The organism is Streptomyces sp. NPDC107500 (genome assembly GCF_055582785.1).
Genome location: NZ_JBVJPF010000003.1, coordinates 372,523 through 398,322 on the forward strand (window position 1 = coordinate 372,523; position 25,800 = coordinate 398,322).

The window sequence follows — 25,800 nt, forward strand, 5'->3', positions numbered from 1 at the left end:
GGGGAGTTGAGGGGATCAGTCAGCGGTGGAGCGGACGAGTTCGTGGACGGTGGTGCCCAGGCCGACGGTCCGCGCCGACCTGCGCGTCAGGCCCGCCCGTGCGATGACCGCGTCCAGCTCGGCCGCCGTACGCAGGCCGGAGCCGTGGCAGGCGAGCCCGATGAGGTCTTCCTCGCCCTCGTGCTCGTCCAGGTCGTCGGTGTCGAGGACCTCCTCGATCAGCAGCACGCGTCCGCCGGGGGTGAGGTTCTCGGCCGCCCGGCGCAGCGCGCGGGCGGCGTCGGCGTCGGGCAGGGTCTTGAAGGCGCGGCTGATGAGCACGGCATCGGCTGCCGGGCCGGGCTCGTGGACGGACTGCTCGAGGACGCCGACCCGGGCGCGCTCCCGCTCGTCGGGAATCGTGTCGGGCAGGTCGCGGCGCAGCCAGTCGGCCTGGGCGGGCAGGGCGCAGATCGTCACGCGCAGGCTCTCGTGGACCGCGACGTACTCACGGGCGTGCGCGCCCGCGCCACCGGAGTGGATCACCAGGTGCCGGACTCCGGCGAGCAGACCGGACGTGGCGATCGATCCGGCCGGCGCGAGCTGGAACTTCGCCAGGCGCTCCAGGTGACGGTCCTCGTAGTCCTGCTCGGCCCGCACTTCGGCGAAGGTCTGGCCGGTGACCGAGGCGTAGGCGGGCCGGCCGGTGCGGACCGACTCCGTAAGTCCGTACAGCCCGAGCAGCTCGCGCCCGACCACCCCCTCGGAGTGCAGTCTGTCGGCGATGAAGTCGAGCGTGAGGACGTCGCCGACCGGAGTCAGCGCGTAGCGACCCGGCTCCGTCTCGGTCACCACGTCCAGGGTGTGCAGATAGCGCAGCAGCTTGCCCAGGGCGCGCTCGTCGGCGCCCGCCGCGGCGGCCAGTTCGGCCACGCCGGTCGTGCCGCGGGAGAGCAGATCGGGAACGCCCAACTCGACGGCGGTACGGATCGCGAGAGGCGCGACGAGCTCGGTCAGGTCGTGGAGTCTCTGGAACGGGGTGACCGTCCGCTCGGGATCGGGCACCGCCCCGTCGGTCTCCAGGGCGACGACCGCGGAGTGGCGCCAGTATCCGGTGAAGTCGATGTCCTCCTTGGGCACACCACGGTCCTCGACCAGGTGGCGGCGGATGTCCCGGACGGCGGTGTGCTCGCCGGCCAGCCACACGAACGCCTGGCCCGGCCACCACCCCGTACCGCGGACGGCCCCGGTGAGCGGCGACACGGTCCCGGACGTCGCGCCGGGGCGGACCAGCCACGTCACGTCCACCCCGGGCAGCTCGCGCAGCTGCTGACGGTGGGCATCCTCGGCGATCTCGACGAACACCTGTGCCCGGGCGTCGGCGGGAAGCTCGTCGAGCAGGCGGCCGATCGCGGGAAGTGCGGTGTCGTCGCCCGCCACGAGCCACCAGTCGGCGCCGGCCGGGAGCGTCTTCGAGGTGCGCGGGCCGCTGAGGTGGATCCGGTCACCCGGCGCGGCACGGTAGGCCCATGTCGTTCCCACGCCCACCCCGTGCCTGACGAAGTCCACGTCCAGCTCGCCGGCTTCCGGGTCCCACCGGCGGACCGTGTAGGCCCTCGACAGGGGCCGGGGATCCTTGGGCACGATCAGCTTCGCCTCGCCCTGGACCGGGAGCACCGGGTCGCTGAGGCCCGGGTGGGGAAAGTAGAGCGCGAGGTCGTCGTCGAAGCCTCGGGACGCGAAGGCAGGCCGCGTGACGCCGTCCGGGGTGGTGAACGCGCGCAGCTGTTCGCCGCTCAGCGTGACCCGCCGCATCCCCGGGGTGAGGTCGGCGATCCGGACCACCTCGACCTCACGCAAGGTCGGCGGGTGCACGGTGAGCCGGCGCGAGGTCTTGGGCATGCGGGGAACCGGGCTTTCTCATCGCTTCGGGGGAGGGAGCCGCACGCCGGCATCGAGGGGGCGCACTCCGGTAAGGTTAGGGGAACCTTACCTTGAAAGGTGTGCGCAGACTGCCGTGCAGTTAGGGCATACGGTTGGGGCATGACCTTGCCCTCATCGTTCGCCGCCGGATCGGGCTGCCCTCCGGCGATTCCGGGCGCGCGGTGGAGTCCGGCGGACGCGCACGTCCGACCGCTGCTGCTGTGGGTGCGCACCGGCACGGCGCACGTGCGCCTCGACGACGGGCCGGCGCTCCACCTCGAGGCCGGCGAAGGCGTCTGGATTCCGGCGGACGGCCGGGCGGAGATTCCCGCGGACGGCCGGTCGGAGCGGACGATCACCACCGAGCCGGGCACGGTCGCCTTCCCGCTGTGTCCCCACGCCGGCGTCGGCGCCCGGGGGTTGACGGAACTGACGCGGTTCGACGTTCCCAGCGGCTGGCAGGACTGGTTGATCCAGCTCTTCAACCTTCAGGTCACTCCGTTCAGCGGCCACGGGTACTCCCCCGAGGCGATCACGGAGCTGCTTCGGCGCCCAGGCGCACGCCCGCCGACGCCCGCCGCGCTCGGGCACGACCCGGGCCCGGAGGGATTCGCGTCGCCGGCGATGCCGCGAGCCCGCGGCGCCAGAGCGGTCGCCGAGGAGCTGATGCGCGACCCCGGGCTCGACCTCACGGTCGAGCAATGGGCGGCGCGGGTGCTCTCCAGCGCACGCACGCTCCGCCGTGACTTCCTCGCCGGCACCGGGCTCACCTTCGAGCAGTGGCGGCTGCACTGCCGGCTCGGCGCCGCCGCGGAGTTCCTCGCCGCCGGCTACGACGTCGACCAGGTGGCCGCCCTGGTGGGCTTCGCCAGCCGCAACGGCCTCACGCGGGCGTTCAAGGGACGGTTCGGACTGACCCCCCACGAGTTCGGACGCAGGCTCCCCGCCCGGCCCGGCGCCGGTGGGCTGACCCAGCGGGCGGCGGCGGCACGGCGGACCGACGACCTGATCCGGATGATGCGCGAGACGGACACACCCGCCCCGCCCGAGATGCTGCCCCCGGCCAGCACGCCGTCGCACACCAACGACATCCACGTCCTGAGCTGGATGTACCGGGGCAGCGGGTACCTGGACATCGGCGACCAGCGCTACGAGCGGGAGCGCGGGGTGGCCACCTGGATCCCGGCAGAGCTGGAGCACGTCACCGGCCTCCGCGAGAACTCCGTCTCCCTGCCGCTGGGCAACGCGAGCACCGCCGACCTCCACCTGACCGCGCCGCTACAGGTGCGGTTCTCGCCGGCGTGGGACGACTACCTGATGTTCTGCTCGATCAGCGCCCGGTCCGCTCTGCGCCCCGGCGACCACAACCCTCGCCACATCCTCGGCCTGTTCGCGGAACAGGTCGCCGCACAGCGAGCGCTCTCGGTGCCGATGCCCACCGATCCGCGGGCGCGTGCTGTCGCGATGGAGTGCCTGCGGCGCATCGCCGAGCCCGGCGGGACGCGGGACGCCGACATCCGCGCCGAGATCCACCGCGCCTTCCGCGACGAGACGGGCATGACCCTCGGCCGCTGGCGCTACGCCGCCCGCATGCGCATCGCCCGCGACCTGCTCGCCGGGGGCGCCCGGCCCAGCGCCGTCGCGCGCCGGATCGGGTACGCCCACCTCCCCACGTTCAGCGCCGCCTTCTCCCGCTTCCACGGACTCTCCCCACGCGAGTACCAGGAACGCGAGGCCGCCAAGAGCCGGTGAGAGCCGTTCGCCCCGCACGCCGAAGGGCCCGACCCCGAAGGACCGGACCCCATACGACCGGCACGCCTGCCAGATCAGCGACGTGGCGGGACGTCGGCCGCTACACGTTGAAGCGGAACTCCACCACGTCCCCGTCCCGCATCACGTACTCCTTGCCCTCCATCCGCGCCTTGCCCTTGGCGCGGGCCTCCGTCACCGAGCCCGTGGCGACGAGGTCGTCGTAGGAGATGACCTCGGCCTTGATGAAGCCCTTCTGGAAGTCGGTGTGGATGACTCCCGCGGCCTCGGGGGCCGTGGCGCCCTGCTTGATGGTCCAGGCGCGGGATTCCTTGGGGCCGGCCGTCAGGTAGGTCTGGAGGCCGAGGGTGCGGAAGCCGACGTGGGCGAGGGTGGCGAGGCCGGGTTCCTCCTGGCCCACGGACTGGAGGAGCTCCAGGGCCTCGTCCTCGTCCAGCTCGGCGAGGTCCGACTCCAGCTTGGCGTTGAGGAAGATCGCCTCTGCGGGGGCGACCAGGGCGCGCTGCTCGTTCTTGAAGGACTCGTCGGTCAGCTCGTCCTCGTCGACGTTGAAGACGTAGAGGAAGGGCTTGGTCGTGAGGAGGTGGAGGTCGTGGAGGAGCTCGTTGCGCTCGGTGCCCTGGACGATGCCGTGGGCGAAGAGGGTGTCGCCCTTCTCCAGGATCTCCTTGGCCTCCTCGACCGCCTTGACCTTCGGCGCGACGTCCTTCTTGATCCGGGACTCCTTCTGGAGGCGCGGGAGGACCTTCTCGATGGTCTGGAGGTCGGCGAGGATCAGCTCGGTGTTGATCGTCTCGATGTCGTCCTTGGGCGAGACCTTGCCGTCGACGTGGACGACGTTCTCGTCCTTGAAGGCGCGGATGACCTGGCAGATCGCGTCGGACTCGCGGATGTTCGCGAGGAACTTGTTGCCCAGGCCCTCGCCCTCGCTCGCGCCGCGCACGATGCCCGCGATGTCCACGAAGTCGACCGTGGCCGGGAGGACCTTCTCCGAGGAGAAGATCTCGGCCAGCTTCGTCAGGCGGGGGTCCGGGACTCCCACGACGCCGACGTTGGGCTCGATCGTGGCGAACGGGTAGTTGGCCGCGAGCACGTCGTTCTTGGTCAGGGCGTTGAACAGGGTCGACTTGCCGACATTCGGCAGACCGACGATTCCGATCGTGAGCGACACGTTGCGACTTCCCGTACGTGAGGATGCGGAGGAGGTGGGGCGGGCCAGACAGGGGCCGATCCACCAGTCTACGGGGTGGCCGGTACCACCCCCGCGTGGTGTCGAACGCTTGGCCAGGTCCGGCCGACGGCGTGTCTGTCGGCCTATTCGACACATAAACCGACCTAAGTTGGTCCAGTGGAGCAACACGGGACGCGACCTGCGCAGTACGGACCGCGGCGGAGCCGGGCGGCGCTGCCCCCACAGGGGCGGGGCGGCGCCGCTGCCGGCCGTCCGGTCGGGCGGCCGGCGGGTCCGCGGGCGGGCGGCGGTCCGGCGCGGGCGGCCACGGGGCGCCAGACCGGCCGGCCCGGTCCGGCGGCGGCGCGGGAGGCGGATGCCCGGCGCACGATGCCCAACCCGCGGCTGACGGGTCTGGGCAGCGGTCTCTTCTGCGCCGCCGTCATGGTCGTGCTCGGCTACCTCGACGCGCTGCTCCTCGGGGCGTCCCTGACCGTCTACGGCGTGCTGTTCGTGCCGGTGTGCCTGCTCACCGCGGTCTGGGTGCGCCGGGGCGACCTGCTGACCGCCCCCGTCGTCGTGCCGATCGCCTTCGCGGTGGGTCTGGTGACCGTGGCCGAGAGCGGGGACGGCGGCCTCGGGGGGCGGCTGATGGGGATCGTGACCGCGCTGGCCACCGAGGCCGGGTGGCTGTACGGCGGGACGCTGGTCGCGGGGTCGACGGTGATCGTCCGCAGGATCCGGCTGATGCGCCGACGGCGGGCCGCCGCCCGGAACCGTCCGCCGGGGTGACCCGCGGCGGACGGTGCGAGGTGCGCGGTCAGCGGGACGCGTGCATCGCCGCGCCGACGATCCCCGCGTTGTTCTGGAGCTGGGCGGGGACGATCTCCGCCTGGATGCCCTCGATGTAGTGCAGGAACTTGTGGGCCTTCCGGCTGACCCCGCCGCCGACGATGAACAGCTCCGGCGAGAACAGCATCTCGACGTGGGCGAGGTACTTGCGCACCCGGTGGGCCCACTGCTCCCACGACATGTCGTGGTCCTCCTTGACCTTGCTGGAGGCGCGCTTCTCCGCGTCGTGGCCGTCCAGCTCCAGGTGCCCCAGCTCGGTGTTGGGGACGAGGACGCCGCCGTGGAAGACGGCACTGCCGATGCCCGTGCCGAAGGTGAGCAGGATGACCGTGCCCTGCCGGCCGCGCCCGGCGCCGAAGTTCATCTCGGCGACGCCCGCCGCGTCCGCGTCGTTGACGACCGTCACGTCCAGGCCGCCGAGGCGCTCCGCGAACAGGCTCCGCGCGTCCGTGTCCACCCAGCTCTTGTCGACGTTGGCCGCGGTGCGGACCATGGCGCCGCCGGTCACCACACCCGGGAAGGTGAGCCCGACCGGTCCGGTCCAGCCGAAGTGCTCGACGACCTCCTTGACGCCGTCGGCCACACCGTCCGGGTCGGCCGGTTGCGGGGTCAGCACCTTGCAGCGCTCCTGGGCCAGGTCGCCCCTGTCGAGGTCCACAGGAGCGCCCTTGATCCCGGATCCGCCGATGTCCACGCCGAAGATCTGCATGGCACCCACGTTACGGCCTGCGACTGACGGTCACGCCCCGGCCGTACCCGAACCGCCCCGCTCCGCCACCAGGCTCGCGGCCTCCTCGCGCAGGTCGCGGCGGAGCTCCTTGGGCAGCGAGAAGGTGATCGACTCCTCGGCGGCCTTGACGATCTCCACGTCCTCGAAGCCGCGCTGCGACAGCCACTCCAGGACCTGCTCGACCAGGATGTCCGGGACGGACGCGCCGGAGGTGACCCCGACCGTGGTCACGCCCTCAAGCCAGGCCTCGTCGGCCTCGTCGGCGAAGTCCACGAGGTACGCCTCGTGGGCGCCCGCCTGCTTGGCGACCTCGACCAGACGCTTGGAGTTCGAGGAGTTGCGCGAGCCGACGACGATCACCAGGTCGGCCTCGGCGCCCATCTGCTTGACCGCGAGCTGACGGTTCTGCGTGGCGTAGCAGATGTCGTCGCTCGGCGGGGAGATGAGCTGCGGGAACTTGTCCTTGAGCGCGTCGACGGTCTCCATGGTCTCGTCGACGGACAGGGTCGTCTGGGAGAGCCAGACCACCTTGGAGGGGTCGCGGACCTCGACCTTCGCGACGTCCTCGGGGCCGTCGACGAGCTGGATGTGGTCGGGGGCCTCCCCGGAGGTGCCGATGACCTCCTCGTGGCCCTCGTGGCCGATCAGGAGGATGTCGTAGTCGTCGCTTGCGAAGCGGACGGCTTCCTTGTGGACCTTGGTGACGAGCGGGCAGGTGGCGTCGATGGTGGCGAGGCGGCCGCGCTCGGCCTCCTCGTGGACGACGGGCGCCACCCCGTGCGCGGAGAACATCACGATGTTCCCCGGGGGGACCTCCTCCGTCTGCTCGACGAAGATCGCGCCCTTCTTCTCCAGGGTCTGGACCACGTACTTGTTGTGAACGATCTCGTGCCGGACGTACACCGGAGCCCCGTACTGCTCCAGGGCTTTCTCGACGGCGATCACGGCGCGGTCCACACCCGCGCAGTAGCCACGGGGGGCGGCGAGCAGGACACGGCGGCCAGGCGAAGCAGTCATGGCACCCATCGTAAGGCCGCGTTCGGCGGGTCAAAGATCGCGTGGGTACGGCGTTGCCGGGGAGACTGACGGGAACATTCCGAGGCGGAGTTCGAGACGGAGTCCGAGGCGCTGGCGGAGGCACGATGTCGGAGACCGGTACGACGGCCCCAGGGGCCGGTGAGGAACACCAGCTGCGGCGCAGTCTGGGCTTCAGGGACCTGGTCGTCTACGGCCTGCTGTTCATCGCGCCCATGGCGCCGGTCGGCGTGTTCGGCACGCTGGACGCGAAGTCGCACGGCGCGGTCGCTCTGGTGTACGTCGTCGCCACGATCGCGATGGCGTTCACCGCGTTCAGCTACGCGCAGATGGTGCGGGTGGTCCCCCAGGCCGGGTCGGTGTTCGCGTACGCGCGCGTGGGGCTCGGCAACGGGGCGGGGTTCATCGCGGGCTGGATGGCGATGCTGGACTACGTCCTGATCCCGGCGGTGGCGTACCTGTTCTCCGGGATCGCGATGGAGGCGCTGGTTCCGGAGGTCTCCCGGTGGGTGTGGACGGCGATCGCGGTGATCGTGACGACGCTGCTGAACCTGTGGGGGGTGCGGGCGGCGGCCCGGGTGGGCTTCCTGGTGCTCGCCATGGAGATCGTGGTCCTGGTGGTGTTCGTGGTGGCGGCGATCGTGGTCCTGGCGCGGGACGGGGCCGCGCGCGACTGGCTGTCGCCGCTGTCCGGGGACGGCACGCAGGGTGCCTTCGCGCTGTCGGCGGTGGTCGGCGCGGTGTCGGTGGCGGTGCTGTCGTACCTGGGCTTCGACGCGATCGCGACGTTCGCGGAGGAGGTCACCGGCGGGTCGGCGAAGGTCGCGCGGGCCCTGCTGTTCTGCCTGGCGCTGGCGGGTGTGCTGTTCGTGGCGCAGACGTATCTGGTGGCGCTGCTCGAGCCCGTGTCGTCGGCGCAGCTGGCGGCGGAGCCGGAGCGGCAGGGGTCGGCCTTCTACGACGCCGTGGACGCGTCGGTGGGCACGTGGCTGCACGACCTGGTCGCGGTCAGCAAGGCGATCGGCGCGGCGTTCGCGGCGCTGGCCGGGCAGGCGGCGGCCGGGCGGCTGCTGTTCGCGATGGGCCGCGACCGGCGGCTGCCGGGGGTGCTGTCGCGGACCGACGCCGGGGTGCCGCGCGTGGCGATCCTGGTCTCGGCGGTGATCACCATGGCGGCGGCGGTGTGGGCGGCCCGCCGGGACGACGGCCTGGACCACCTGGTGTCGGTGGTCGACGTCGGCGCGCTGACCGCGTTCACGCTGCTGCACGCGAGCGTGGTGGGCTGGTTCGTGGTCCGGCGGCGCGGGGACGCCCCGGTCAACTGGTGGAAGCACCTGGTGGTGCCGGTCCTGGGCGCGGCGATCACGATCGCGGTGATCGTGGAGGCGTCGGGCAGCGCGCAGGTGGTGGGGGCGATCTGGCTGGCGGTGGGCCTGGTGGTCCTGGCGGCGCAGGCACGCGGGAGGCGCGCGGCGGGGATGTGACCCGCCGTGGCCGGCGTGAGCGACGCCCGCGACGAGAGTGCGCTCAGCGACGAGGGCGGCCGGCACGCGCGTCCGCGCACTCCGGCCCGGGCTCACGGACGCGCGTGCCGGCGGCGGTCGCCGCGCGTGGGGCACGGTTCCACCGCCGGCAGGCACGCGCGCGTGCCGGGGCCCGGCCGCGCAAGCCCCGCGGGGATGTCGTACCCGGCCGTTACGCTCGGGCGCATGGCTGTTAACTCCACTCCCGAAAGCCCGCTGCCCGTGGGTGAGGTGTCGCGGCTGATCGGAGGGTGGATCGACCGGCTCGGCGCGGTCTGGATCGAGGGGCAGATCACACAGCTGTCGCGGCGGCCGGGCGCGGGGGTCGTGTTCCTGACGCTGCGCGACCCGTCGTACGACATCTCCGTGAGCGTCACCTGCTACCGGCAGGTGTTCGACGCGGTGGCGGACGTGGTCGGCGAGGGCGCCCGGGTGGTCGTGCACGCCAAGCCGGAGTGGTACGCGCCGCGCGGGCAGCTGTCGCTGCGGGCCGCCGAGATCAAGCCCGTGGGCGTCGGGGAGCTGCTGGCGCGGCTGGAGCAGCTGAAGAAGGCCCTCGCGCGGGAGGGGCTCTTCGCGCCGGAGCGGAAGAAGCCGCTGCCGTTCCTGCCGCGGTTGATCGGCCTCGTGTGCGGCCGGGCCTCGGCGGCCGAGCGGGACGTCCTGGAGAACGCCCGGCACCGCTGGCCCGCCGTCCGCTTCGAGGTGCGCAACGTCCCCGTGCAGGGCGTGCACGCGGTGCCGCAGGTGGTGCAGGCGGTGAAGGAGCTGGACGCGCGGGAGGACGTGGACGTGATCGTCGTCGCGCGCGGCGGCGGCAGCGTCGAGGACCTGCTGCCGTTCTCCGACGAGCAGCTGGTGCGCGCGGTCGCCGCGTGCCGTACGCCGGTCGTCTCGGCGATCGGGCACGAACCGGACAACCCGCTCCTCGACCACGTCGCCGACCTGCGCGCCTCCACCCCGACCGACGCGGCGAAGAAGGTCGTGCCGGACGTCGGCGAGGAGTACGAGCGGGTGCGGCAGCTGCGGGACCGCGCGCGGCGGTGCGTCGCGGCCTACGTGGACCGGGAGGAGCGGGGGCTGGCGCACGCGCTGGCCCGGCCGTCGATACAGGATCCGCACCGGATGATCGAGGAGCGGGCCGAGCAGGTGACGGCCCTGCTGGACCGGGGCCGCCGTTCGCTGCGGCACCACCTCGACCGGGCCGACTCCGAGCTGACGCACACGCACGCGCGCGTGGTGGCCCTCTCCCCCGCCGCGACCCTCAAGCGGGGGTACGCCGTGCTCCAGCGCGCGGACGGGCACGCCGTCCGGGACCCCGGCGAGGTGGAGCCGGGCGAGGCGCTGCGGGCGCGTGTCGCCGAGGGCGATTTCTCCGTACGAGTCGACGCATAGGGTGGGTGGATGACCAGCGAGGTGGAGCAGCCGACGGCCATGTCCGAGGCGCTCGGGTACGAGCAGGCGCGGGACGAGCTGATTGAGGTCGTCCGTCGCCTGGAGGCCGGCGGTACGACGCTGGAGGAGTCCCTCGCCCTGTGGGAGCGGGGCGAGGAACTGGCGAAGGTGTGCCGCCGCCGCCTCGACGGCGCCCGGGCCCGCCTGGACGCGGCGCTGGCCGAGGAGGCGGGCACGGAGGACGAGGGGGACGAGTCCCTCTAGCCCTCCTTCGCCGTGCCCTCCGCGAGCGTGTGCGCGACCAGCGCGTTGGCGTGCCCGTGGCCCAGGCCGTGCTCGGTCTTGAGCCAGGCGACCAGCTCCATGTGCTTGGTGAGCGGCGAGGAGCGGATGAGCTCCTTCCACTCGGCGACCGGACGGCCGTACTTCTTCTCGATGGAGGGGAAGTAGGAGGCGGGGCCGTTCGCGGTGGCGGTCATGTCGATGCGCTCCCTGTGTACGAGGCTCACGTCCACGGGTGTCGACGTGTGCCCTCCATGACCGCGCCCGGCGGCGAAAGTGATCGGCGGACGCACGTGACGCGCGTCACTCGACCTTCAGCGAGGTGAAGCGGGGCCACTGCCGCTGCGGCCCACCGTTGCGCAGGCTGAGGGAGAAGCCACCGGCAAGCTCCGGTGCCGGCCGTGCCGCCGCGCGGACCGTCGCGCAGGCGTCGCCGTCCACGGTCAGCCGCACCCGCTCGGACGTCACCGACACGGTGACCGTGTGCCGGGCGGCGGGGGCCGGCCGGCAGGAGTCGCGGGTGCCCCGCGGTCCGCTCCCGGTCAGGCTCGCCGTGTTGCGGCCGACGGAGAGCGCCACCGGGTGCCCGCTGCCCTCGCGCAGGGTGATACCGGCGCCGTTGGAGGTGCCGCGCAGCCCGGCCACGGAGGCCCGCAGCCGGTAAGCGGTCCAGTCGGCGGTGGCCAGGGGCCGGTAGGCGGCCGAGACGTACTCCGTGCCGGGCGCCGGCCGGGCGGCTCCGGTGAGCGTGCCGGGTCCGGCCCCGTCCGGGTCACCGGTCATCCGCCAGTGCCCGGGGTGGGACAGCGGCCGGCCGGCGTCGGACGGTGCCACCGGCGCCCAGCGGGCCATGGCGCGCAGCAGTCCGGCCGGAGTGGTGTCCCGGGTGACCTCCAGGCGCTGCACCTGCCCGGCGGCGGCCGCACGCCGCCCCGGGGGAAGGGGGCGCGCGGAGTTGTTGGTGAGGGTCGCGGTGAAGCGCGCCCGGAGCATCGACCGCAGGGCGGCGGCACCGTCCCGGCCCAGGTTGGACTCCTCCAGCCGCTCCGAGAACGGGTAGGCGAACAGCTCGGGCCGGGGCAGGCCGTGCCCGGTCAGGTCGCCGGCCGAGCGGTCGAGGTCCGCGGCGATCCGGCGGCGGTACTCCTCGCCTGTCTCCACACGCCCCTCGTCGGGCCGCCACAGCCGGTTGGTGAACGCGGACCGGTCGTGCCCGGCGGCGTCGACCGGAGCGCGCTCGTGGCTGAGGTGGGTGTGCGCCTGGAAGTCCCAGCGCCCGGAGTCCGCCATCCGCTCGGCCTCGGCCCACGAGAGGTAGTAGGGCCGGTGGGTGCCCACCTGGCCGGTGATCAGGTAGGCCGCCGCCTTCATCCCGTACCGGGCCAGGAGCGGGTCGGCGTGCACCCACAGCCCGTGCGTGCCGTCGTCGAAGGTGAGGTAGACGGTGCGCGGCGCGGGGGTGCGGCCGGTGCGCAGGAAGGCGGTGAACTCCCGGGTGGACAGGGTGCGGTAACCGGCCTCGCGCAGGGCGCGGAGCTGGGCGTCGAAGTCCTCCGGCGAGACGGTGTACCGGCTGCGGCTGTCCGGGGCCACGTCGTGGTAGGCGAGGACGACGGGCGCGCCGCGGGCGGGGGCGGCTTCGGCGTCCGGCCCGGCGGCCCCGCTCACGGGCGGCGCGGCCTGCTGGGCGACCGTCCGGCGGAACGCGTCGTACTGCCGGGCGGCGGCGAACGGCAGCGCCACCACGGTCACCGTGAGCACGGCGAGGGCTGCGCGCAGCAGGGGCCGCCGACGTCCGGTGCCGGGCTCGGCGCGCTTCACAGCGGGCGTCCGCGGGTGATGACGAACAGGTACACCAGTGCGATGACGGCGACCGTCGAGCCGACGGCGAGCGCACGGCCCAGGCCGTGCAGGGCGTTCCTCATGCGGCACTCCTCGACCAGACGTTGCGGCGCAGGGTGAGCAGCGCGTACGGCAGCAGCCAGGCCAGTACGCAGCAGGAGAGCAGGCTCATCAGGGGGCGGCAGCGCCAGGCGCGGTCGCCGGGGTGGTCGAACCGGTAGGCCATCCCCCACACGCAGCCCTTGAGGACGACCCCGCCCAGGTACAGCAGGGTCAGCAGGCCGGCCAGGTGCAGCGGGGCCCACACCAGGTGGCGTACGACCAGGACCGGTGCGGCGATCACCCAGAGGGCGTGTCCGTAGTACAGGGCGGCGGCGGCCGGGCCGCGGCGCCACATGAAGGCGCCGGTGAAGAAGAGGTTCCTGATGAAGCTCTTCTTCCAGCGGATCTGCTGGCGCAGGAAGGCGGCCGGCCGGGACGGCACCCGGGTCCACACGCGCGCGGAGCGGGTGTAGCCCACCCGCCAGCGCAGCTCGGGGTAGTCGTGGTCGCGGACGAACGGCGAGTCGGCGTGCCGTTCCTTGAGCGCGCGGCCCCGCCAGGCCTGGCCGAGGACGTAGCCGGTGAGCTGGCGGTCGGTGGCGAAGCGGAAGGGGGCGCCGAGGAAGCGGTCCTCGGCCCAGGCGGGCAGGTAGTTGTAGATCGCTTCGCGGCGGAAGGCGGCGAGCGGTCCGGAGACGCAGGACACCGAGCCGAAGGACGCCTCGGCGGCCTTGCTGATGCGGAACTGGCCCTCGTACCAGATGTCCTGGACCCGGGCCAGCAGCCCGGCGTCGGTGTTGAGCGCGCGGCAGTGCCCGCTGACGGCACCGAGTTCCGGGTGGCGGACCAGCGCGTCGACGCAGGTCCGTACGGCGTCCGGTGCGACGACGCAGTCCGAGTCGGTGAACAGCAGGACGTCCCCGTCGGCGAGGGCGCAGGCGCGGACCAGCGCGCCCTTCTTGCCGAGGTTCTCGGTCAGCCGCACCAGCGTGAAGGGCAGTTCCCCGGCGAGGCGTTCCAGTACCTCGGGCGTGCCGTCGTCGGAGGCGTCGTCGACCACGACGATCTGGAGGTCCGGGTAGTCGACGGCGGCCATGGAGCGTACGCAGTCCTCGATGTGGGCGCGCTCGTTGCGCACGGCCAGCAGGAAGCTCACGCGGGGCCGCGCGGGCAGCGCCGGGAATGCGTCGGCGTCGCGGGGGCGGGCGCGCAGGGGGCGTACGGCCGGGTCGTCGTAGCGGCTGTAGGCGAGGTGGAGGAGGCAGACGGTGCCGGCGAGGACGGTGAGGCCGTAGAGGGTGAGCAGGTCGAAGGCGTGCGGGAGGCGGACCGCGGCGCGGGCCAGGAGCAGCAGGAGGGGGAGCAGCGCGAGGAGGCTGAGGAGCCGCACGACGTCGCGGCGGACGCCGGGGTCGAGGGCGTCGAGGTGGGTGCGGAGGCGGTGGCGGAGGCTGCCGCGGGCCGGGGCGGCCCGCACTCGGGAGGTGCGCAGGACGGTCATGCCGTGACCTCGGCGGCGGGGGCGGGACGGGGCGCGACGGGTCCGCGCTGTCGGGTGTCCAGGACGGGCGGGGCGTCGGGCGCACGCAGCCAGGTCAGGTCGTGCACGGCGTGCACGGTGTTCAGGACGACCAGGTCCCAGGCGCGGGCGTGCGGGTCGGGCACGTGGTTCAGCGGGCCCGCGCCGGTGCGGAGCGAGGGGACCAGGGGGTCGCAGTAGGCGACGTCGGCGCCGGCCGCGGCGAGGCCGGCGAGGATCTCCAGCGCGGGGCTCTCCCGGACGTCCGCGACGCCCTCCTTGTAGGCGACGCCGATCAAGAGCACCCGGGCCCCCCGGGCGGTGACTGCGTGCTCCGCGAGCAGGTCCAGGGCGCGTTCGGTGATCCGCGCGGGCCGGCCGCTGTTGGCCGCGAGCGCGGTGGCCACCAAGGGCGCCGGCTGCCGCACCTTGCCCAGCTGCCAGAGCAGGTAGTGGGGGTCGCAGGGGATGCAGTGCCCGCCGACGCCGGGGCCGGGGTAGAAGGGCATGAAGCCGTACGGCTTGGTCGCCGCCGCCTCGATCACCGGGACCGGTGCCAGGCCGAGGGAGTGGCAGGCGTCGGCCAGTTCGTTGGCCAGGGCGATGTTGACGGCGCGGTAGGTGTTCTCCCAGAGCTTGGCCATCTCGGCGGTCTCGGGGTCGGCGACGGTGCGGACCAGGGAGGCGGTCGGTGCCAGCAGGGCGGCCGCGGCGCGGGTGCTGTGCGGTCCGGCTCCGCCGACCAGGCGGGGGGTGCGTTCGGGGGTGTGGTGCTCGTTGCCGGGGTCGATCCGCTCGGGGGCGAAGGCCACGTAGACGTCCTCGTCGACGGTGAGCCCGCGGGCGCGCAGCGGTTCGACGAGGAGGTCCCGGGTGGTCCCCACGTAACTGGTCGAGGTGAGCACGATCAGCTGGCCGGGGACGGCGTGCTCCACCACCGAGGCGCAGGCGGCGGCCAGCGCGGTGAGGTCGGGTTCGCGGCGGGCGTCGACGGGGGTGGGGACGCAGATGACCACCGCGTCGGCGGTGCGTACGGCGGTGGCGTCCGGGGTGAGCCGGAAGCGGTCGCCGGCCGAGGCGCAGGCGAGTTGCGCGTGGTGCAGCGGGAGCAGGTCCACGGCGCCGCGGGCGATCGCGCGCAGCCGGGCGGGGCTGCTGTCGATGCCGATGACCGTGGCGCCGGCGTCCGAGAGGGCGAGCGCGGTGGGCAGTCCGACGTAGCCGAGTCCGACGACCGCGACGGCGAGTCCGGTTACATCACCATTTGACATAAATTTCACACGGTCATATAGGCGTACCGGGCGCGAACACCTTCCCCCCGACACACCCGCCCCCGAATACGCCAGACCCCCTTCACCCGGGCGGTGGTGTGAAGCGGATCACCGCACTCCCTTTTTGGTTGAAACTTGAACTTCTTTCCCGTACCGTCGGTCCCGTCAACGGCTCCCGGCGCCCCACCGGCGTGGAGCCGACGCACCACCGAGGAAGATCACCTATGTCTCTCGTTCTTGACCCCGCCGCCCAGGACCTGCTGTTCCGCGAGGCCCGCACCGCGAACACCTTCACCGACGAGCCGGTGACCGACGAGCAGGTGCAGGCGATCTACGACCTGGTCAAGTACGGCCCGACCGCCTTCAACCAGTCCCCCCTGCGCATCACGCTGGTCCGCTCCCCCGAGGCCCGCGAGCGCCTCGTGCAGCACATGGCCGAGGGCAACCGGCCCAAGACCGCCGCCGCCCCGCTGGTCGCGATCCTCTCGGCGGACAACGAGTTCCACGACGAGCTGCCTCAGCTCTTCCCGCACTTCCCGCAGGCCAAGGACGCCTTCTTCAGCGAGCGCCCGGCGCGCGAGGGCGCCGCCCTGCTGAACTCCGCGCTCCAGGCCGCGTACTTCATCGTCGGCGTCCGCGCCGCCGGCCTGGCCGCCGGCCCGATGACCGGCCTCGACTTCGAGGGCGTCCGCAAGGAGTTCCTGGACGACGACCACACCCCGCTGATGGTCGTCAACATCGGCCGTCCGGGCCCGGACGCCTGGTTCCCGCGCTCCCCGCGCCTGACCTACGACCAGGTCGTCACGACGGTCTGACCCCGGCACGGTCCGCACGGACGCATGACGAAGCCCCCGGCCGATGGGTCGGGGGCTTCGTCATGCGTCCGTGCGGGGACTCACGCCAGCTTCAGCGCCGCCGCCATCTTCCCCAGCTGCTCGAACGACCCCGTGCCGGCCACGACCGTCGTCGCACCCTTCATGGCGGAGTCGCCCTCCAGCACCAGCGCGTCGTACCGGCCACCCGTGTACCGGGTCCACGTGCGGCCGCCGATCTCCTCGGTGCGCTCGGTGACCCGCGAGCCCTGGCTGGCGTCCTCGATGAAGGAGGCGGGCTTCTGCGTGGACTGCTCGACCGCCACGTACTCGCCGTCCGGGGCGTGGAAACCCAGGTGCCAGGCGTCGAAGTCGTCGCCCTGGAAGCGGACCGAGGTCGGCTTCCAGTCCTGGGACAGACCCTCGGGCGCCGCCACCGGGTACGACGCCGCGCGCTGCGCGGTCAGCAGCTCCACCCGGTAGTCGACCCGCTTGACGTCCGGTTCGCCGTCGTCGTGCGGGATGAAGATCCAGATCACGCCCGCCGCGAGGACGATGAGCCCGAGGGAGAGGATCATGTCCCGGGCCGACTTCTGCTTGCCTTTCATACCTGCCACGCCCCCTATCGTCGCAGGTGCCTGATCCGCTCAAACGTGGGGTCCCCTGCTCATTTTGTCGGACTGACGATAGAGTCATGGCCATACCCTCATCCGGCCGTCGTCGTATCAGAAAGGTGCGCTCCGATGACCGAGCATCATCTGCCGTCCGAGCTGGACGTCCCCTCAGAGGCCCCCGACCGCAACCTCGCCATGGAACTGGTGCGGGTCACCGAGGCCGCGGCCATGGCCGCCGGCCGCTGGGTCGGGCGCGGTGACAAGAACGGCGCCGACGGTGCCGCCGTGCGCGCCATGCGGACCCTCGTCCACACCGTCTCGATGAACGGCGTCGTCGTCATCGGTGAGGGCGAGAAGGACGAGGCCCCGATGCTCTTCAACGGGGAGCGGGTCGGCGACGGGACCGGCGCCGAGGTCGACATCGCCGTCGACCCGATCGACGGCACCACGCTGACCGCCAACGGCATGACCAACGCCATCGCGGTGCTGGCCGCCGCCGAGCGCGGCTCCATGTTCGACCCCTCCGCCGTCTTCTACATGGACAAGCTGGTCACCGGCCCGGAGGCCGCGGACTTCGTCGACATCAACGCGCCGGTGTCCGTGAACATCCGCCGGATCGCCAAGGCCAAGCGGCGCACCCCCGAGGACGTCACCGTCGTCATCCTCGACCGCCCTCGACACCAGGGCCTGATCAAGGCGGTCCGGGAGACCGGCGCCCGCATCAAGCTGATCTCCGACGGCGACGTGGCCGGCTCCATCCTGGCGCTGCGCGAGGGCACCGGCATCGACCTGCTCCTCGGCGTCGGCGGCACCCCCGAGGGCATCATCTCGGCCTGCGCGGTGAAGTGCCTGGGCGGCACCATCCAGGGCAAGCTGTGGCCGAAGGACGACGAGGAGCGGCAGCGGGCGATCAACGCCGGGCACGACCTGGACCGCGTCCTGACCACGGACGACCTGGTCTCCGGGGACAACGTCTTCTTCGTCGCGACCGGCATCACCGACGGCGAGCTGCTGCGCGGGGTCCGGTACCGGTCCGAGACGGCCACGACCGACTCGATCGTGATGCGGTCCAAGTCCGGGACGGTGCGGAGGATCGACTCCGAGCACCGGCTGAGCAAGCTGCGGGCGTACAGCGCGGTGGATTTCGACCGGGCGAAGTGACTCCGTCGGCTTCGGGGGGCGCCTTCTGAAGTGGGGCTCTCCGTCGCCTGGCGAGTGCGGGTCGTCTGTGGCTGGTCGCGCAGTTCCCCGCGCCCCTGAGCCAACAGCCCCGACGGCATGACGAAGGGCGCCCCCTGTGCGGAGGGGGCGCCCTTCATCGCGTCGGTGTCTGCTAGCCCGCCGCGGCTATGGGGGCCGCCGACGTGCGTGGGGGCTTCTTCAGTTCGGCCTCGCGGCGGCGGCGCCTGGCCAGGACCACGCGGCGTTCGGCGGCGGTGAGGCCGCCCCAGACGCCGTAGGGCTCGGGCTGGAGGAGGGCGTGCTCTCGGCACTCGACCATGACGGGACAGCGGGCGCAGACGCGCTTGGCGGCCTCCTCGCGGGAGAGCCGGGCGGCGGTCGGTTCCTTGGAGGGGGCGAAGAACAGTCCGGCCTCGTCGCGCCGGCACACCGCCTCGGTGTGCCACGGAGCGTCTTGGTCCCTGTCCCGCACCGGCCCCCGCTGGGCCGGAACGGCAGCTACCTGCAGGGACGAATGCGGCGGTTGCAGCACGGTCTACTCCTGACGACGGCTTCGCGAGCGAGAGACGATGCGTCAAGGCTTACCCGTTGTGCGCGTGCCTATGCACTGGGTTCCCAACGGCTGGGGACAGTGCGCTAGAGGTGCTTGCGCAAACCCTTCTCGACCCGGCGGTGCACCCGGTCCAGCAGGTCCGCGACGACCTTGCCGCGCTTGGGGCGCGCCTCCACGTTGCCCAGGACCGCCCAGCCGTCCACGTAGACGACGGGGGCGTCGGGCTCGTCGGAGTCGAGGGTGTGCACCTCGAAATTGCCGAGCACGCCGCCGCCGGTGCCGCGCAGCGACACGTTCTCCGGGACGCGGACCTCGACGCTGCCGAAGACGGAGAAGGCCTTGATCACGACCTGCTGGTACTCGAAGACGGCCTCGCTCAGGTCGATCTCGACGCTGCCGAAGACCGCGTACGCGTGGATGCGGCGGCTCGCCCGCCAGCGGCCCTTGCGGACGGCGCTGCTGAACACCGCCACCACGTTCTCGTCGGGGTCCGGGGGGATGGCGCCGGCCGTGGGCCGGTTGGGGGCCGGAGCGGCGGACGGCCCGCCGTGGTGCGCGGCGGGCAGGTCGCGCACGAAGACGTCCAGCTCGCCGACGGTCTTGGCGGCCAGCACGCCCTCGACCCGCTCGGCGTGCTCGTCGGCGGTGAGCCGTCCCTCCGCGAGGGCATCGCGGAGCATGTCGGCGACGCGGTCGCGGTCGGCGTCCGAGGCGCGCAGCTCGGAGGTGCGCGGTGCGGGCTGGGCGTGCTTCTGAAGGTCCACGGCAGCAGCGTACCGAAACGCGATAGATCGCGACCAGACCTGTGGACAACCTTGTCGCACCTTACTGAGCCTTACCTCACAAGCCCGGCGCCGCGCGCAGGTTCTACGCTGGTTGGCGCTGCCGATGGAGGCCAGCCGTCGTTGCTGAGAGATCCAGCGAAATCCAGCCGCGCGCGATGTCTAGTGAGGAATGGGCGAGATGCCTGAGTTCGCGTACACCGACCTGCTCCCCCAGGGCGAGGACACCACTCCGTACCGGCTGGTGACCGCCGAGGGCGTGTCCACCTTCGAGGCCGACGGGCGGACCTTCCTCAAGGTGGAGCCGGAGGCGCTGCGCAAGCTGGCCGGGGAGGCCATCCACGACATCCAGCACTACCTGCGCCCCGCCCACCTCGCGCAGCTGCGCCGCATCGTGGACGACCCCGAGGCGTCGGGCAACGACAAGTTCGTCGCGCTGGACCTCCTGAAGAACGCGAACATCGCGGCGGCGGGCGTGCTGCCCATGTGCCAGGACACCGGCACGGCCATCGTCATGGGCAAGCGCGGCCAGAACGTGCTCACCGAGGGCGGCGACGAGGCCGCCCTGAGCCGCGGCATCTACGACGCCTACAAGAACCTGAACCTGCGCTACTCGCAGATGGCCCCGCTCACCATGTGGGAGGAGAAGAACACCGGCTCCAACCTCCCCGCCCAGATCGAGCTGTACGCCACCGACGGCGGCGCCTACAAGTTCCTGTTCATGGCGAAGGGCGGCGGCTCGGCCAACAAGTCGTTCCTCTACCAGGAGACGAAGGCCGTCCTCAACGAGTCCTCCATGATGAAGTTCCTGGAGGAGAAGATCCGCTCGCTCGGTACGGCCGCCTGCCCGCCGTACCACCTGGCGATCGTCGTCGGCGGCACGTCGGCCGAGTACGCGCTGAAGACCGCGAAGTACGCCTCCGCGCACTACCTGGACGAGATCCCCGCCGAGGGTTCGGCGCTCGGGCACGGCTTCCGGGACAAGGACCTGGAGGAGAAGGTCTTCGAGCTGACGCAGAAGATCGGCATCGGCGCGCAGTTCGGCGGCAAGTACTTCTGCCACGACGTGCGCGTGGTGCGGCTGCCGCGGCACGGGGCCTCCTGCCCGGTCGCCATCGCCGTGTCGTGCTCGGCGGACCGGCAGGCGGTCGCGAAGATCACCGCCGAGGGTGTCTTCCTGGAGCAGCTGGAGACCGACCCCGCGCGGTTCCTGCCGGAGACGACGGACGAGCACCTCGACGAGGCCGGTGACGTCGTCAAGATCGACCTCAACCGGCCCATGGACGACATCCTCGCCGAGCTGACCAGGCACCCGGTCAGGACCCGGCTCTCCCTGACCGGTCCCCTGGTCGTGGCCCGCGACATCGCGCACGCCAAGATCAAGGAGCGGCTGGACGCGGGCGAGGAGATGCCGCAGTACCTGAAGGACCACCCGGTGTACTACGCGGGTCCGGCGAAGACCCCCGAGGGCTACGCCTCCGGCTCCTTCGGTCCGACCACCGCCGGGCGGATGGACTCCTACGTCGAGCAGTTCCAGGCGGCGGGCGGCTCCAAGGTGATGCTCGCCAAGGGCAACCGGAGCAAGCAGGTCACCGACGCGTGCGACGCGCACGGCGGCTTCTACCTCGGCTCCATCGGCGGGCCGGCCGCGCGGCTCGCGCAGGACTGCATCAAGAAGGTCGAGGTCGTCGAGTACGAGGAACTCGGCATGGAGGCCGTCTGGAAGATCGAAGTGGAGGACTTCCCGGCGTTCGTCGTCGTGGACGACAAGGGCAACGACTTCTTCCAGGACCCGGCGCCCGCGCCGACGTTCACGAGCATTCCGGTGCGGGGTCCCGGCCTCGCCTAGGCGCTCACGAACGGGGGGCGGTGCCGGAACATCCGCACCGCCCCGCACGCTGTACCCGGTATGAGCGACTACCGCATCGAGCACGACTCCATGGGCGAGGTCCGCGTCCCCGCCGACGCCAAGTGGCGGGCGCAGACGCAGCGCGCCGTCGAGAACTTCCCGGTCTCCGGTCAGCGGATCGAGCGCGCCCACATCGAGGCGCTGGCCCGGATCAAGGGCGCGGCGGCGAAGGTCAACGCCGAACTGGGGGTCCTGGACAAGGACGTCGCCGCCGCGATCCAGGAGGCGGCCGGCGAGGTCGCCGAGGGCAGGTGGGACGAGCACTTCCCGGTCGACGTGTTCCAGACGGGCTCCGGAACCTCGTCCAACATGAACACCAACGAGGTCCTCGCCACCCTGGCCACCGAGCGCCTCGGCCGCGACGTGCACCCCAACGACCACGTCAACGCCTCCCAGTCGTCCAACGACGTCTTCCCGTCCTCGATCCACATCGCCGCCACCGCCGCCGTCACCCGCGACCTGATCCCGGCCCTCGACCACCTCGCGGACGCCCTGGAGCGCAAGGCGGAGGAATTCGCCGACGTGGTGAAGTCCGGGCGTACGCACCTGATGGACGCGACGCCGGTCACCCTGGGCCAGGAGTTCGGGGGGTACGCGGCGCAGGTGCGGTACGGCGTCGAGCGGCTCAACGCCTCGCTCCCCCGCCTCGCCGAGCTGCCGCTGGGCGGCACCGCCGTCGGCACCGGCATCAACACCCCGCCCGGCTTCTCCGCCGCCGTCATCGAGGAGGTGGCCCGCGCGACCGGGCTGCCGCTGACAGAGGCGCGCGACCACTTCGAGGCGCAGGGCGCCCGGGACGGCATCGTCGAGACAAGCGGGCAGCTGCGGACCATCGGCGTCGGGCTGACGAAGATCGCGAACGACCTGCGGTGGATGGCGTCCGGCCCGCGGACGGGGCTCGCCGAGATCTCGCTGCCCGACCTCCAGCCCGGGTCGTCCATCATGCCCGGCAAGGTCAACCCGGTGATCCCCGAGGCCGTCCTGATGGTCGCCGCCCAGGTCACCGGCAACGACGCGACCGTCGCGGCGGCGGGCGCGGCCGGCAACTTCGAGCTGAACGTCATGCTGCCGGTCATCGCCAAGAACGTACTGGAGTCGGTGCGGCTGCTCGCCAACGTCTCGCGGCTGCTCGCCGACCGGACCGTGGACGGCGTCACCGCCCACCGGGACCGGGCGCGCGAGTACGCGGAGTCCTCGCCCTCCGTGGTCACGCCGCTCAACAAGTACATCGGGTACGAGGAGGCGGCGAAGGTCGCGAAGAAGGCGCTGGCCGAGCGGAAGACGATCCGCCAGGTCGTCCTGGAGGGCGGGTACGTCGAGCGCGGCGACCTCACCGGCGAGCAGCTGGACGAGGCGCTGGACGTGCTGCGGATGACCCGTCCGTGACCTGCGCGCCCTGACGGCCCGTCCGTGGCCCGGCCGCCGTCGGGCAGGCGGACGCTCTCGCGATCTTCGGCGCGCCGGATGGCCACGGCACCTAATATCTGTGCATGGCAGACGGTGAAGCGGTGAGCGAGGCCACGGAGGCGGGCGGTGCGGCGGCCCCGGAGTTCTGGGAGCCCGGGAGTCACATCCTGTGGCGGTACCGGGAGAACGGCGGCCCGCGCTTCCACATCGCGCGCCCCGTCACCGTCGTACGGGACGACGCCGACCTGCTCGCGGTGTGGCTGGCGCCCGGCACCGAGTGCGTGAAGCCGGTGCTCGCCGACGGTACGCCCGTGCACCTGGAGCCGCTGGCCTCGCGCTACACCAAGCCGCGCGCCGTGCAGCGCGACCGGTGGTTCGGCACCGGCGTGCTCAAGCTGGCGCGGCCCGGCGAGCCCTGGTCGGTGTGGCTGTTCTGGGATCCGGGCTGGCGGTTCAAGAACTGGTACGTGAACCTGGAGGAGCCACTGACCCGTTGGGAGGGCGGTGTCGACTCCGAGGACCACTTCCTGGACATCTCCGTCCACCCGGACCGCACCTGGTACTGGCGGGACGAGGACGAGTTCGCGCAGGCCCTGCGGGACCGGCTGATGGACGCCGGGCAGGCCGAGCGGGTACGGGCGGCGGGCCGGGCCGCGGTCGCGGAGATCCGCGCCTGGGGCTCGCCGTTCGCCGACGGCTGGGAGGACTGGCGCCCCGATCCGGCGTGGGCGGTACCGTCGCTGCCGGGGGACTGGGATCGCACGCCCGCGCACGCGTCCTCATGAGACCCTTGAAGTGCCCCCGGGCAAGAAACGTAGGATCGTCCTCCGCAAGGGAGCGCGGCAACGGCAACCGGCGGAGCGTGCGCTGTGCTTGACCGATCGTCACCGAGGGGCGGCAGGACGTGAGCGAGGGGTACGAGGGCAACACGGAGACGGGCCGCCGACGGCCCGCCGGTGACACAGCAACAGCCTCTGACCACGCGGGAACCCCGTTCCTCGGGCACGTATTCCGGGTATCGGGATTTCTGCGGGACGAACTGCACGCGCCGCGCGCAGTCCCGGACGGATGGATTCGACACGCGTGACGGAGCACCCGACCTCCTTCGACCGCCCGATGACGGGCGCCGACCCCACGGACCCCCGCGGGGCGCTCATGCGTACCCCCGTGGAGCCGCGCGCCTCCGGGTCCGCGTTACCGGCACAGGGACGCGCGGGAGAGACGCCGCCCACCGCGGGCACCGACTCCCCCGGCGCCTACGAGCACGCCCAGCCGGGCGCCGAGCAGGCCGCCGAGCCCGACACGCACCGCCCGCGGCCCGCGGCCGAGGGCGTCCCGGTGCAGCCGGGCGGCATGCCGTCCACGCCCGCGGCGCCGCCCGGTACGGACCGCCGGGCCGCGCCGGAGCCGGAGCGGCGGACCGGGCAGCCCACCGCGCCCGGGCAGCCCACGCCGATGCGGCGGGACGGGGACCGGCTGCGGTTCGTGGGAGCCGCGACCCGGCGGATCGCCCGGGGCATGGACCTGGACGAGATCGTGATGGGCCTGTGCCGGGCCACCGTGCCGACGTTCGCCGACGCGATCCTCGTCTACCTGCGCGAGCCGCTGCCGGTCGGCGACGAGCGCCCCACCGGCCCGCTGGTGCTGCGGCTGCGGCGCACCGACCGGATACCGGCCGAGCGGGACACCGAGGGCGGCTTCATCCCGGCCGCCCAGCCGGAACCCTCCGAGCTGGAGGCGGTCGGCTCCGAGCTGTGCGAGGTGCGGCCGGGCAGCGCGCTCGCCGAGGTGCTGCGCGGGGTCCGCCCGGTCTTCACGGACACCCCGGCCGCCCGCGCCGCGCTGCCGGAACTGCTCGGCGACGGAGGCGAGTTCGCCGTGCCCGACGGCCGGCGGGCGATCCTCGCGCCGCTGCGCGGCCGGCGCCGGGTGATCGGCGCCGCCCTGTTCCTGCGCGGCCCGGAGCGCGTCGCCTTCGAGGCCGACGACCTGTTGGTCGCCGCGCAGCTCGCCACGCACAGCGCCCTCGGCATCGACAAGGCAGTGCTGTACGGGCGTGAGGCGTACATCGCCGACGAGTTGCAGCGCACGATGCTCCCGGAGAACCTGCCGCGCTGCACCGGCGTACGGCTGGCCTCCCGCTACCTCCCGGCCGCCGAGACCGCGCGGGTCGGCGGCGACTGGTACGACGCCATCCCGCTGCCCGGCAGCCGGGTCGCGCTGGTCGTCGGGGACGTGATGGGCCACTCCATGACGTCGGCGGCCATCATGGGCCAGCTGCGGACCACCGCGCAGACCCTGGCCGGGCTCGACCTGCCCCCGCAGGAGGTGCTGCACCACCTCGACGAGCAGGCCCAGCGCCTGGGCACCGACCGCATGGCGACCTGCCTCTACGCGGTGTACGACCCGGTGTCGCACCGCATCACCGTCGCCAACGCCGGGCATCCGCCGCCCGTGCTCCTGCACCTGGGCGGCCACGCCGAGGTGCTGCGGGTGCCGGCGGGCGCCCCGATCGGCGTGGGCGGCGTGGACTTCGAGGCCGTGGAGCTGGACGCCCCCGCCGGCGCGACCCTGCTCCTGTACACGGACGGGCTGGTCGAGTCCCGGCTGCGGGACGTGTGGACCGGCATAGAGCAGCTGCGGGAGCGCCTCGCGGCGACCGCGCAGCTCACCGGCCCGGACCATCCGCCGCCCCTGGAAGCCCTGTGCGACGAGGTCCTCGACATGCTCGGCCCCGGCGACCGGGACGACGACATCGCGCTGCTCGCCGCCCGGTTCGACGGCATCGCGCCCAGCGACGTGGCGTACTGGTTCCTGGATCCGGAGGACGCGGCGCCCGGCCGGGCCCGCCGGCTGGCCCGGCGCGCGCTGGCCCGCTGGGGCATGGAGGACCTCACGGACGCCGTGGAGCTGCTCGTCAGCGAGGTGGTGACCAACGCCGTGCGGTACGCCTCCCGGCCGGTCACCCTGCGGCTGCTGCGCACGGACGTGCTGCGCTGCGAGGTCGGCGACGACGTGCCCCAGCTGCCCCGGCTGCGGCAGGCGCGCGCCACCGACGAGGGCGGGCGCGGGCTGTACCTGGTGAACCGGCTGGCCCGGCGCTGGGGCGCGACCCGGCTGAGCACGGGCAAGGTGGTCTGGTTCGAGCTGAACCGGGGCTGAGACGTACGAGAAGGGGCGCCCGGTGAGCACCGGGCGCCCCTTCTC

At 72.7% G+C, this 25,800-nt stretch carries 22 protein-coding genes; 11 read left to right on the forward strand and 11 right to left on the reverse strand.

The annotated features are described in order from the left end of the window. Nucleotides 1-15: 15 nt before the first annotated feature. Complete coding sequence (locus tag ACZ67M_RS13280) at nucleotides 16-1,881, reverse strand: SIP domain-containing protein (protein ID WP_469850903.1); 1,866 nt, start codon at nucleotides 1,879-1,881, stop codon at nucleotides 16-18. A 141-nt stretch (nucleotides 1,882-2,022) separates the two neighbouring features. Between ACZ67M_RS13280 and ACZ67M_RS13285 the strand changes: the two genes are divergently transcribed. Then, a complete protein-coding gene (locus ACZ67M_RS13285; RefSeq protein WP_469850904.1) occupies nucleotides 2,023-3,654 on the forward strand; it encodes a helix-turn-helix domain-containing protein in 1,632 nt (543 codons plus the stop codon). A gap of 100 nt (nucleotides 3,655-3,754) precedes the next feature. Here ACZ67M_RS13285 and ychF read toward each other — a convergent pair whose 3' ends face one another. Continuing rightward, nucleotides 3,755-4,843, reverse strand: a complete 1,089-nt coding sequence (gene ychF, locus ACZ67M_RS13290; RefSeq protein ID WP_122616031.1) for a redox-regulated ATPase YchF — start codon at nucleotides 4,841-4,843, stop codon at nucleotides 3,755-3,757. Between the two features lie 177 nt (nucleotides 4,844-5,020). Between ychF and ACZ67M_RS13295 the strand changes: the two genes are divergently transcribed. Then, a complete protein-coding gene (locus ACZ67M_RS13295) occupies nucleotides 5,021-5,635 on the forward strand; it encodes a DUF6542 domain-containing protein (RefSeq protein ID WP_469850906.1) in 615 nt (204 codons plus the stop codon). 28 nt (nucleotides 5,636-5,663) lie between these two features. Here ACZ67M_RS13295 and ppgK read toward each other — a convergent pair whose 3' ends face one another. Next, nucleotides 5,664-6,404, reverse strand: coding sequence for a polyphosphate--glucose phosphotransferase (ppgK, locus tag ACZ67M_RS13300; RefSeq protein ID WP_361352194.1), 741 nt, complete (start codon nucleotides 6,402-6,404; stop codon nucleotides 5,664-5,666). A 30-nt stretch (nucleotides 6,405-6,434) separates the two neighbouring features. After that, nucleotides 6,435-7,451: a 4-hydroxy-3-methylbut-2-enyl diphosphate reductase gene (locus ACZ67M_RS13305; RefSeq protein WP_469850909.1), complete on the reverse strand. Its 1,017-nt coding sequence runs from the start codon at nucleotides 7,449-7,451 to the stop codon at nucleotides 6,435-6,437. A gap of 116 nt (nucleotides 7,452-7,567) precedes the next feature. On the opposite strand from ACZ67M_RS13305, the gene ACZ67M_RS13310 reads away from it, so the two are divergent. The 3 genes from ACZ67M_RS13310 (at nucleotide 7,568) to ACZ67M_RS13320 (ending at nucleotide 10,642) form a co-directional block, all read left to right on the forward strand. Further along, nucleotides 7,568-8,944: an APC family permease gene (locus ACZ67M_RS13310; protein ID WP_392099390.1), complete on the forward strand. Its 1,377-nt coding sequence runs from the start codon at nucleotides 7,568-7,570 to the stop codon at nucleotides 8,942-8,944. A 225-nt stretch (nucleotides 8,945-9,169) separates the two neighbouring features. After that, nucleotides 9,170-10,378, forward strand: a complete 1,209-nt coding sequence (xseA, locus tag ACZ67M_RS13315; RefSeq protein WP_392010363.1) for an exodeoxyribonuclease VII large subunit — start codon at nucleotides 9,170-9,172, stop codon at nucleotides 10,376-10,378. A 9-nt stretch (nucleotides 10,379-10,387) separates the two neighbouring features. Then, the gene (locus ACZ67M_RS13320) at nucleotides 10,388-10,642 is read left to right on the forward strand and encodes an exodeoxyribonuclease VII small subunit (RefSeq protein WP_469850911.1); all 255 of its coding nucleotides are present in this window, start codon (nucleotides 10,388-10,390) and stop codon (nucleotides 10,640-10,642) included. Here the strand turns inward: ACZ67M_RS13320 and ACZ67M_RS13325 are convergent. From ACZ67M_RS13325 to ACZ67M_RS13340, 4 genes are all read right to left on the reverse strand, one after another. Continuing rightward, on the reverse strand, nucleotides 10,639-10,857 hold the full coding sequence (locus tag ACZ67M_RS13325; protein WP_392099388.1) for a DUF4287 domain-containing protein: 219 nt from the start codon (nucleotides 10,855-10,857) through the stop codon (nucleotides 10,639-10,641). The genes ACZ67M_RS13320 and ACZ67M_RS13325 overlap by 4 nt on opposite strands. Nucleotides 10,858-10,963: 106 nt before the next feature. Beyond that, nucleotides 10,964-12,481: a polysaccharide deacetylase family protein gene (locus ACZ67M_RS13330; RefSeq protein ID WP_467319520.1), complete on the reverse strand. Its 1,518-nt coding sequence runs from the start codon at nucleotides 12,479-12,481 to the stop codon at nucleotides 10,964-10,966. Between the two features lie 100 nt (nucleotides 12,482-12,581). Continuing rightward, nucleotides 12,582-14,045: a glycosyltransferase family 2 protein gene (locus ACZ67M_RS13335; protein WP_469850914.1), complete on the reverse strand. Its 1,464-nt coding sequence runs from the start codon at nucleotides 14,043-14,045 to the stop codon at nucleotides 12,582-12,584. After that, the gene (locus ACZ67M_RS13340) at nucleotides 14,042-15,334 is read right to left on the reverse strand and encodes a nucleotide sugar dehydrogenase (RefSeq protein WP_469850915.1); all 1,293 of its coding nucleotides are present in this window, start codon (nucleotides 15,332-15,334) and stop codon (nucleotides 14,042-14,044) included. The genes ACZ67M_RS13335 and ACZ67M_RS13340 overlap by 4 nt, the downstream gene beginning before the upstream one ends. Before the next feature lie 224 nt (nucleotides 15,335-15,558). Here ACZ67M_RS13340 and ACZ67M_RS13345 point away from each other — a divergent pair, with 224 nt between their 5' ends. Beyond that, nucleotides 15,559-16,149, forward strand: coding sequence for a malonic semialdehyde reductase (locus ACZ67M_RS13345; protein WP_361352216.1), 591 nt, complete (start codon nucleotides 15,559-15,561; stop codon nucleotides 16,147-16,149). Between the two features lie 80 nt (nucleotides 16,150-16,229). On the opposite strand, the gene ACZ67M_RS13350 is transcribed toward ACZ67M_RS13345, so the two are convergent. After that, complete coding sequence (locus tag ACZ67M_RS13350) at nucleotides 16,230-16,763, reverse strand: DUF4245 domain-containing protein (RefSeq protein ID WP_469850918.1); 534 nt, start codon at nucleotides 16,761-16,763, stop codon at nucleotides 16,230-16,232. Nucleotides 16,764-16,889: 126 nt separating this feature from the next. Here ACZ67M_RS13350 and glpX point away from each other — a divergent pair, with 126 nt between their 5' ends. Next, the gene (gene glpX, locus ACZ67M_RS13355; RefSeq protein ID WP_122616021.1) at nucleotides 16,890-17,921 is read left to right on the forward strand and encodes a class II fructose-bisphosphatase; all 1,032 of its coding nucleotides are present in this window, start codon (nucleotides 16,890-16,892) and stop codon (nucleotides 17,919-17,921) included. Nucleotides 17,922-18,093: 172 nt separating this feature from the next. Here the strand turns inward: glpX and ACZ67M_RS13360 are convergent, their stop codons facing one another. Then, on the reverse strand, nucleotides 18,094-18,474 hold the full coding sequence (locus ACZ67M_RS13360) for a WhiB family transcriptional regulator (protein ID WP_161325872.1): 381 nt from the start codon (nucleotides 18,472-18,474) through the stop codon (nucleotides 18,094-18,096). 104 nt (nucleotides 18,475-18,578) lie between these two features. Further along, complete coding sequence (locus tag ACZ67M_RS13365) at nucleotides 18,579-19,259, reverse strand: DUF1707 SHOCT-like domain-containing protein (protein WP_382809882.1); 681 nt, start codon at nucleotides 19,257-19,259, stop codon at nucleotides 18,579-18,581. A gap of 199 nt (nucleotides 19,260-19,458) precedes the next feature. On the opposite strand from ACZ67M_RS13365, the gene ACZ67M_RS13370 reads away from it, so the two are divergent. From ACZ67M_RS13370 to ACZ67M_RS13385, 4 genes are all read left to right on the forward strand, one after another. Next, nucleotides 19,459-21,126 carry a fumarate hydratase gene (locus tag ACZ67M_RS13370; protein ID WP_469850921.1) on the forward strand — a complete coding sequence of 556 codons (1,668 nt, stop codon included), beginning with the start codon at nucleotides 19,459-19,461 and terminating at the stop codon, nucleotides 21,124-21,126. Nucleotides 21,127-21,186: 60 nt separating this feature from the next. After that, nucleotides 21,187-22,572, forward strand: coding sequence for a class II fumarate hydratase (locus ACZ67M_RS13375; RefSeq protein WP_161325875.1), 1,386 nt, complete (start codon nucleotides 21,187-21,189; stop codon nucleotides 22,570-22,572). A gap of 104 nt (nucleotides 22,573-22,676) precedes the next feature. Beyond that, complete coding sequence (fomD, locus tag ACZ67M_RS13380; RefSeq protein ID WP_392010346.1) at nucleotides 22,677-23,378, forward strand: cytidylyl-2-hydroxypropylphosphonate hydrolase; 702 nt, start codon at nucleotides 22,677-22,679, stop codon at nucleotides 23,376-23,378. A gap of 283 nt (nucleotides 23,379-23,661) precedes the next feature. After that, on the forward strand, nucleotides 23,662-25,755 hold the full coding sequence (locus ACZ67M_RS13385; RefSeq protein WP_392234653.1) for a SpoIIE family protein phosphatase: 2,094 nt from the start codon (nucleotides 23,662-23,664) through the stop codon (nucleotides 25,753-25,755). Nucleotides 25,756-25,800 lie beyond the last annotated feature (45 nt).

Coding starts and splice junctions, on each gene's coding strand:
- ACZ67M_RS13280 (WP_469850903.1), bottom strand. CDS start 1,881: ATGCCCAAGACCTCGCGCCGGCTCACCGTGCACCCGCCGACCTTGCGT.
- ACZ67M_RS13285 (WP_469850904.1), top strand. CDS start 2,023: ATGACCTTGCCCTCATCGTTCGCCGCCGGATCGGGCTGCCCTCCGGCG.
- ppgK (WP_361352194.1), bottom strand. CDS start 6,404: ATGCAGATCTTCGGCGTGGACATCGGCGGATCCGGGATCAAGGGCGCT.
- ACZ67M_RS13305 (WP_469850909.1), bottom strand. CDS start 7,451: ATGGGTGCCATGACTGCTTCGCCTGGCCGCCGTGTCCTGCTCGCCGCC.
- ACZ67M_RS13310 (WP_392099390.1), top strand. CDS start 7,568: ATGTCGGAGACCGGTACGACGGCCCCAGGGGCCGGTGAGGAACACCAG.
- xseA (WP_392010363.1), top strand. CDS start 9,170: ATGGCTGTTAACTCCACTCCCGAAAGCCCGCTGCCCGTGGGTGAGGTG.
- ACZ67M_RS13320 (WP_469850911.1), top strand. CDS start 10,388: ATGACCAGCGAGGTGGAGCAGCCGACGGCCATGTCCGAGGCGCTCGGG.
- ACZ67M_RS13325 (WP_392099388.1), bottom strand. CDS start 10,857: ATGACCGCCACCGCGAACGGCCCCGCCTCCTACTTCCCCTCCATCGAG.
- ACZ67M_RS13335 (WP_469850914.1), bottom strand. CDS start 14,045: ATGACCGTCCTGCGCACCTCCCGAGTGCGGGCCGCCCCGGCCCGCGGC.
- ACZ67M_RS13340 (WP_469850915.1), bottom strand. CDS start 15,334: ATGTCAAATGGTGATGTAACCGGACTCGCCGTCGCGGTCGTCGGACTC.
- ACZ67M_RS13345 (WP_361352216.1), top strand. CDS start 15,559: ATGTCTCTCGTTCTTGACCCCGCCGCCCAGGACCTGCTGTTCCGCGAG.
- glpX (WP_122616021.1), top strand. CDS start 16,890: ATGACCGAGCATCATCTGCCGTCCGAGCTGGACGTCCCCTCAGAGGCC.
- ACZ67M_RS13370 (WP_469850921.1), top strand. CDS start 19,459: ATGCCTGAGTTCGCGTACACCGACCTGCTCCCCCAGGGCGAGGACACC.
- ACZ67M_RS13375 (WP_161325875.1), top strand. CDS start 21,187: ATGAGCGACTACCGCATCGAGCACGACTCCATGGGCGAGGTCCGCGTC.
- fomD (WP_392010346.1), top strand. CDS start 22,677: ATGGCAGACGGTGAAGCGGTGAGCGAGGCCACGGAGGCGGGCGGTGCG.
- ACZ67M_RS13385 (WP_392234653.1), top strand. CDS start 23,662: ATGGATTCGACACGCGTGACGGAGCACCCGACCTCCTTCGACCGCCCG.